We start from the raw sequence: 6,717 nt of genomic DNA on the forward strand, positions 1-6,717 counted from the left end.
CGGCGCTAATGCCGGGAGGCGGTTGTGTCAAGCGCGGCCCAGGTGTCGCGCGCAGCATATGTCGCAGGGCGGGCGGCCGGTTCGATTGTTCCTCTTCGGCGCGGCTCTTGATAGCTTGGCATCATAATGGCCGCGGGATCCTGTCTCCCGCGGCCCAAACCGAACGGGAGCCACGATGTCCGCCTCTGCCGCCCACGACCACGCGCTCGCGCCGAACGACCTCGAAGCGTTCTGGATGCCCTTCACGGCCAACCGTGCCTTCAAGAAGAAGCCGCGCATGGTGACCGGCGCCAAGGACATGCACTACCTGACGGCCGAGGGCCGCAAGGTGGTCGACGGCGCGGCGGGGCTGTGGTGCTGCAACGCCGGTCACAATCGCGACCCGATCGTTTCGGCCATCCAGGCGCAGGCCGGCGAGCTCGACTATGCGCCTGCCTTCCAGTTTGGCCAGCCCAAGGCCTTCGCGCTCGCAGCCCGCATCGCTGCGCTGGCGCCGGGCGACCTCGACCACGTCTTCTTCGCCAATTCCGGCTCGGAGGCCGTGGACAGCGCCCTCAAGATCGCGCTGGCCTACTGGAACATCACGGGCAAGGGCTCCAAGACGCGCCTCATCGGCCGCGAGCGTGGCTATCACGGCGTCGGCTTCGGCGGCATCTCGGTCGGCGGCATCGTGCCGAACCGCAAGTTCTTCGGCTCGCTGCTGACGGGCGTCGACCACCTGCCGCACACCTACAACCGCGAGGAGCAGGCCTTCTCGCGCGGCGAGCCGGCGTGGGGCGCGCATCTCGCCGACGAACTGGAGCGCATCGTCGCCCTGCACGACGCCTCGACCATCGCGGCCGTCATCGTCGAGCCCATGGCCGGCTCCACCGGCGTGCTGCCGCCGCCCAAGGGCTATCTGAAGCGCCTGCGCGAGATCTGCGACAAGCACAACATCCTGCTCGTCTTCGACGAGGTCATCACCGGCTTCGGCCGCCTCGGTTTCGCCTTCGCGGCCGAGCGCTACGGCGTCGTGCCGGACATGATCACCTTCGCCAAGGGCGTCACGTCCGGCACCGTGCCCATGGGCGGCGTGCTCGTGCGCAAGGGCATCTACGAGGCCTTCATGCAGGGGCCGGAGCACGTCATCGAGCTCTTCCACGGCTATACCTATTCGGCCCATCCGCTCGCCTGCGCCGCCGGCCTTGCGGCGCTCGACGTCTATCGCGACGAGGGTCTGTTCGAGCGCGCCCGGGCCCTCGAGGGCGCCTGGGCGGACGCGATCCACGGGCTCAGGGGTCTGCCGGGCGTGCTCGACATCCGCTCCGTCGGCATCGTCGGCGCCATCGACCTCGCGCCGCTCAAGGATGCACCGGGCCGGCGCGCCTTCGAGGCGATGGACCGCGCCTTCCACGAGTTCGATCTCATGGTGCGCATCACCGGCGATACCATCGCGGTCTCGCCGCCACTCATCCTGACCGAGAGCGACATCGGCGACATCGCCGACAAGCTCGGCAAGGTCATCCGGGCGGTCGCCTGATGCCTGTGCGCCGCCGTCGGCCAGCCGGGCAGCGGCGATGACGGCGGCGTCCGGCACCTCGATCGGCCTTGCGCTCGGCGGGGGCGGGGCGCGCGGCCTCGCCCACATCGCGGTCATCGAAGTGCTCGACGAACTCGGCCTCAGGCCGGCCGTCATTGCCGGCACGTCCATGGGGGCGATCATCGGCGCTGCCCATGCCGCCGGCATCGGCGGTCGCGACCTGCGCCGGCACGTGCAGGACACGCTGCGCGATCGCACGGCGGTGCTCACCCGCCTGCTGCAGGCCCGCGTCGGCCGCTTGTCGCAGCTCTTCGCGCGCGGCCATGCCAACCCGGTGCTGATCGACGGCGAGAAATTCCTCGACCTGTTCTGGCCGCAGAGCGTGCCGGAGCGTTTCGAGGATCTCGCCGTGCCGCTCCTCGTCGTGGCGACGGATTATTATGCGCGCTCGGAGGTTGTCATCGGCGCGGGGGCGCTCGTCTCGGCCGTTGCCGGCTCGATGGCCATTCCGGGGCTCGTGCGGCCCGTCGTCGCCGGCGGGCGGGTACTCATCGACGGCGGCGCCACCAACCCGCTGCCGTTCGACCACCTTCTGCCGCGGGCCGACGTCGTCATCGCCGTCGATGTCGTCGGCGGCGCGGCGCGTGAGACGGACGGCGTGCCCGATCCGATCGAGACGATGTTCGGCGCCTCGCACATCATGCAGGCGGCCATCGTCGCCGGCAAACTCGCCGCCGGCCCGCCGCACATCATGGTGCGGCCCCCGGTCGGCGCCTTCCGTGGGCTCGACTTCTTCAAGGCGAAGGCCATTTTCGCCGCGGCCGATCTCGTCAAGGATGGCCTCAAGCGCGACATCGCAGCCGCGCTCGAAGCGCGCGCCTGAGGCGCCGTGGTGATGCCCTTCGGACATCACGCGATCCACCAGGTCCCGGGCTCCCTATAAAGCAGCCGAAGGCTCCGCTCAGCTGACGACGACGCGGGTGCCGATGCGCACGCGGTTGTAGAGGTCGATGACGTCCTTGTTGAGCATGCGGATGCACCCGGAGGACACGGCGCGCCCGATCGTGTGCGGCTCGTTCGTGCCGTGGATGCGGTAGAGCGTCTTGCCGAGATAGAGGGCGCGCGCGCCGAGCGGATTGTCGGGCCCGCCGGCCATGTGGCGCGGCAGGTCGGGCCGGCGCTTCAGCATCTGCGCCGGCGGGCGCCAGTCGGGCCACTCGCGCTTCATGCTGATGCTCTCGCTGCCGCGCCAGGAGAAGCCCTGGCGGCCGACGCCGATGCCATAGCGGATGGCGCGCCCGCCCGGCTCGACGAGATAGAGGAAGCGGCTAGCCGTATCGATGACGATCGTGCCCGGCTTGTGTGGGCCCGTGTAATCTACGACCTGTCGCGCGTAGCGCGGCTCGGGCGCGCGCATCGGCTGTAGCTCGGCTGCATCGGGCAGGGCGGCGTGGCGCACGTTCCCCGATGGCAGGCGTTCCCATGTCCGTTCAGTGTCGAGCGCGGCATCGAGGGGATCGGACGGCGGGACCGCGTGGATCCGACCGATGCTGCCGGAGGAAGGAGTGACGATGCGCACCGGAGGCCCGGTCCGCCGACCCGCCGTGGGGCTCCGGCCCGTTACCAGCATCTCGATGAAGCCGCCGCCGAGGTCGGCGCGGCGCACGGGCTGCCGCTCGGCCGCGGCTGCCATCTCGCGCGCCCCGGGCGCCTGGATGACCCTGGCCGATGGCAGGGGCGCACGCGTGCCGGTGCCGTAGATGACGGTCTGCGCCCCCGCGGGGCCTGCGGGCAGGGCTAGGCCGCAGGCGAGCGCTGCGGCGAGAGACAAGCGATGGATGGGCAACATGGCGGGACCTGCAAGCGATGGGGACATATGATGCCAGTACAGTCGAAGCCTTGCCAAACGGGCTCGCCAAACGGTGAACGCCGTGGGCTATCCGCCCCCCGAATGCACGTCGGAGGCGGTGTTTCCATCGCGATGGTTAGCGGCCGGTGCCGAGGCGTCCTTAACGATGGATTAAACAATCGAAAGGCGCGGGGCCTTAATTCTCAAGGCTTCCGCGCCCTTTTCGTTCCCCACGTTCCCTATCACGTTCCGGGCTTGTCCCGCGAGCCGATCCGGGCCGCCTGGAAGCGCCGAGCAGCCTCCAGCTTTGCTCGGTCATAGACTTTGGCCGTCGTCTTCTTTGTCGAGTGGCCTGCGACCCTAGCGGCATCGTCAAGGTTCGCGCCGGCATCTCGCGCTTCGGTGATCGCGGATGCCCGCAGGTCTCGGTTCCACAAGGTTTCGGGAAGGCCAGCCTTCTTGCGATCGAGCCGCCAGCCATCCGACAGTTCGCGCCGCCAGTAAGGCAGCCGCGTGGCCTCGTTGACAATGACGGGCCCGACCCGCTCGTCGATGGCAATGCGCTCCATCTCCTCGAGCACCATGGGGCAGAGCTTCAGGTCGATGATGATCTCGGCCCCTGTGGTCGGCCCGCGACCACAACCTCGAGCTCAACCGTCTGACGGCGGCGCAGCGGGAGATTTTCGACCGCGTTGAGGAAGTTGCCGCTGTAACTGCAGACATTGTGCCGGATGTCACGGCGCTCAAGAACCAGGCGCAACAGGCTGCGTCGGATGCGGCGGCGGCGGCCGACACGGCTGAGGACGCCGCCACGGCAGCGGAGGCGGCAGCGCAACTTCTCGCAACGCACGTGCTGCCCGACGGTACGGATTTCAACGCTCTGGACCAGCGCGGCACGTACATTATGACGAGCGAGACGAACGCGCCGCTGCCGGGGGCGACGAACCGCTGGGTGATCGAGGAGGTCGCTGATCCGACGGACGCCGACCGGGTTGTGCAGCGGGCATATCTGCTCGTGGGCGGCGCCAAGCTGGAGCTTGCCAATCGCCGCCGTCTGGCCGGCGGCTCTTGGCAGGCGTGGCTCGTTGGCGCCGGGCAGGCCATCGATGTTGGCTTTGACGATAGCGTGGTCTATCAGGGCTCGCCAAACGTTCAAGCGGCGCTCGTCGCGAGCGCCAACTACACCGGCTATGTCGAGACCCAGGCGACGCTTCAGAGTTTCGTCTATGGCCTGACCGGCTCCAACAATGCGTCCGACCCCAACAACGACATCGACTTTGCGCCGGGGCAGGCGCGCGGCAATGGCGTCACCGCCACACTTGCATCGACGCTGACCAAGCGTCTTGATGCAGCATGGGCGGTCGGCAATAATCAGGGCGCGCTCGACACGGGCTCGAAGGCCGCGAACCAGACCTATCACTGGCACCTGATCCGCCGGAACAGCGATGGTCTTGCGGACGTCATCGCCTCGCTGTCCGCTACCTCGCCCAGTCTGCCGTCTGAATGGACGCGCGTGCAACGGCTCGGGGCGGTTCTGACTGATGGCAGCGGGAACATTCAGCCGTTTGTTCAGAGCGGCAACGAGTTTCGCTTCAACACTACCGACCCGACACCAGACTACAGCGGCGCCGGCAACAGGGCGAAGGCGGCGCTTACCTGCACCTTGCCGAACGGTATCCGTGTTCAGGGTATCTTCAGCGTCTTCATCAGAGGTGCAAGCGGCGATTTCCAAGTCAGGGCGCGTCTATTCGACGGTGCAAACGCCAACATCGCGTCCACAACCGCAGTGTACGTCTCCACGGGTGTTAAGTCGTCTACAGCCGAGCTAAGGCAGTACACGAACACATCAAGGCAGATACAACTGCTCATAGACCAAAACGCAGATCCATCGAGCAACTCGACCGTTACGACGCTTGGTTGGACCGACTATCAGATCCCGAGGATCGGCGCATGATGTACTATATCGAGCGCGACAACGAGGGCGCGATTGTCGCCCTCTATGCCAATCCGCAGGACGGCCGCACCGAAACCGATCCGCTGCCCGAGACCGACCCGGAGGTGGCGGCCTTTCTCGCCCCGCCGCAGACACTTGAAGACTACCGCTCGGCCATTCAGGCGCATGTCGATGCGACGGCGCGAGCGCGAAACTACGACAACGCGGTCTCCTGCGCGTCCTATGTGGCGTCGGGCAACGCTGTCTGGGTGTCCGAGGCGCAGGCTTTCGTGATATGGCGTGACACGGTTTGGGGCTATGCCATTGCCGAACTCGCAAAAGTTCATAACGGCCAGCGGCCACAGCCGAGTATCGATGATTTCATCGCCGAGTTGCCGAGCTTTAGCTGGCCGAACGGTTAGGGTGGGAAATGAAGAGCGCTGGGGCGGCCCTGGTACGCCGTTACGGAGACACGGATTTCGTGACAGGCATGCGGGCCTATGCGGCCCTTGGCGTGGTCCTGACCCATGCCGGCGGCGCTGGGCTTCTGGCGTTCGGCGCCGTCGGCGAACGCCTCGTCGTCTTGGGCGCCATGGGCGTCCATGTCTTCTTCGTCCTTTCGGGCTTTTCAGTCTGCCACTCCTTGGCCAACTCGGCTTCAACTGGGCAATACGCGGTCAAGCGCCTATTCCGACTGCTACCGCCGTATTATGCGGTAATCATTGGATATTCGCTTTACCGAGGGGTTGAGCCGGGGAACGTTCTCGCTCACCTCGCGATGGTCGACTGGCTGTGGCCGCAGTACGGCAACACGATCCTTTCGATCGAATGGACAATCCCCGTTGAAGCGTGGTGGTATCTCGCGATCCCCCTGATGTTCGCCTTCGCTACCAAGGGACCCTTACATGCCGCGGTGATGCTGCTCGCCGCCTTCCTTTCAGCCTATGCGCTGCAGGTGGCGAGCGGGCACATGGGCGTGGCCCCAGGGCAATATTTCCATAGCCCGTTCGCCCATGCTTTCCCGTTCGCGCTTGGTGTGTGCGCTTATCTCATCCGGGGACACTTCCCGCCCTCGAGCAACGCGATCGCGAGCGCAGGCATCATATGCGCTGCGGTACTCCTCGGAGCTCATGTTCTCTACGGGATTGGCGAGCCCCCGCTTGTCGCCACATTGGCGACAGGTATGATCATCATATCAGGGCGGGGCGAGGCAATGCCGGTCCGCCTCATCCTTCTTAATCCACTAGGCCGTAAACCCATAAACGGCTCTGGGTTCCCTGACGGTGGCGATTGTGATTCAAGCTCCTTTTCGGGAGCTTTGCGATGGGCCGCTACGATCTGACGGATTTCGAATGGGAGGCGATCCGGCCTCACCTTCCCAACAAGTCGCGGGGCGTGCCTCGCGTGGATGACCGG

Annotated in this window: 7 protein-coding genes and 1 pseudogene; 6 read left to right on the forward strand and 2 right to left on the reverse strand. The window is 66.4% G+C overall.

The genetic code is table 11. From position 1 onward, the window contains the following. Positions 1-175: 175 nt before the first annotated feature. Together P2T65_RS19355 and P2T65_RS19360 are read left to right on the forward strand one after the other, a co-directional pair. On the forward strand, positions 176-1,519 hold the full coding sequence (locus P2T65_RS19355; protein ID WP_055459302.1) for an aspartate aminotransferase family protein: 1,344 nt from the start codon (positions 176-178) through the stop codon (positions 1,517-1,519). Positions 1,520-1,556: 37 nt separating this feature from the next. Continuing rightward, positions 1,557-2,402 (forward strand): patatin-like phospholipase family protein, encoded by an 846-nt coding sequence (locus P2T65_RS19360; protein WP_055459301.1) that lies wholly within the window; start codon positions 1,557-1,559, stop codon positions 2,400-2,402. Positions 2,403-2,480: 78 nt separating this feature from the next. Here the strand turns inward: P2T65_RS19360 and P2T65_RS19365 are convergent, their stop codons facing one another. Continuing rightward, entirely contained in the window at positions 2,481-3,368 is an 888-nt protein-coding gene (locus tag P2T65_RS19365; protein ID WP_276200509.1) for a L,D-transpeptidase, read from the reverse strand. Positions 3,369-3,610: 242 nt separating this feature from the next. Then, on the reverse strand, positions 3,611-3,952 hold the full coding sequence (locus P2T65_RS19370; RefSeq protein ID WP_276200510.1) for a hypothetical protein: 342 nt from the start codon (positions 3,950-3,952) through the stop codon (positions 3,611-3,613). A 140-nt stretch (positions 3,953-4,092) separates the two neighbouring features. Between P2T65_RS19370 and P2T65_RS19375 the strand changes: the two genes are divergently transcribed. The 4 genes and pseudogenes from P2T65_RS19375 to P2T65_RS19390 form a co-directional block, all read left to right on the forward strand. Further along, positions 4,093-5,322 carry a hypothetical protein gene (locus P2T65_RS19375; protein ID WP_276200511.1) on the forward strand — a complete coding sequence of 410 codons (1,230 nt, stop codon included), beginning with the start codon at positions 4,093-4,095 and terminating at the stop codon, positions 5,320-5,322. Beyond that, entirely contained in the window at positions 5,319-5,723 is a 405-nt protein-coding gene (locus P2T65_RS19380) for a hypothetical protein (RefSeq protein WP_276200512.1), read from the forward strand. Before P2T65_RS19375 ends, P2T65_RS19380 begins: the two co-directional genes overlap by 4 nt. Before the next feature lie 8 nt (positions 5,724-5,731). Further along, complete coding sequence (locus tag P2T65_RS19385; protein ID WP_276200513.1) at positions 5,732-6,643, forward strand: acyltransferase; 912 nt, start codon at positions 5,732-5,734, stop codon at positions 6,641-6,643. Beyond that, positions 6,625-6,717, forward strand: a pseudogene (locus P2T65_RS19390) (IS5/IS1182 family transposase); the annotation flags it as partial. The gene P2T65_RS19385 and the pseudogene P2T65_RS19390, both read left to right, overlap by 19 nt.

Origin of the sequence: Chelatococcus sp. XZ-Ab1, from assembly GCF_029309855.1 — a bacterium.
In the GTDB taxonomy this organism is placed as follows: domain Bacteria; phylum Pseudomonadota; class Alphaproteobacteria; order Rhizobiales; family Beijerinckiaceae; genus Chelatococcus_A; species Chelatococcus_A sambhunathii.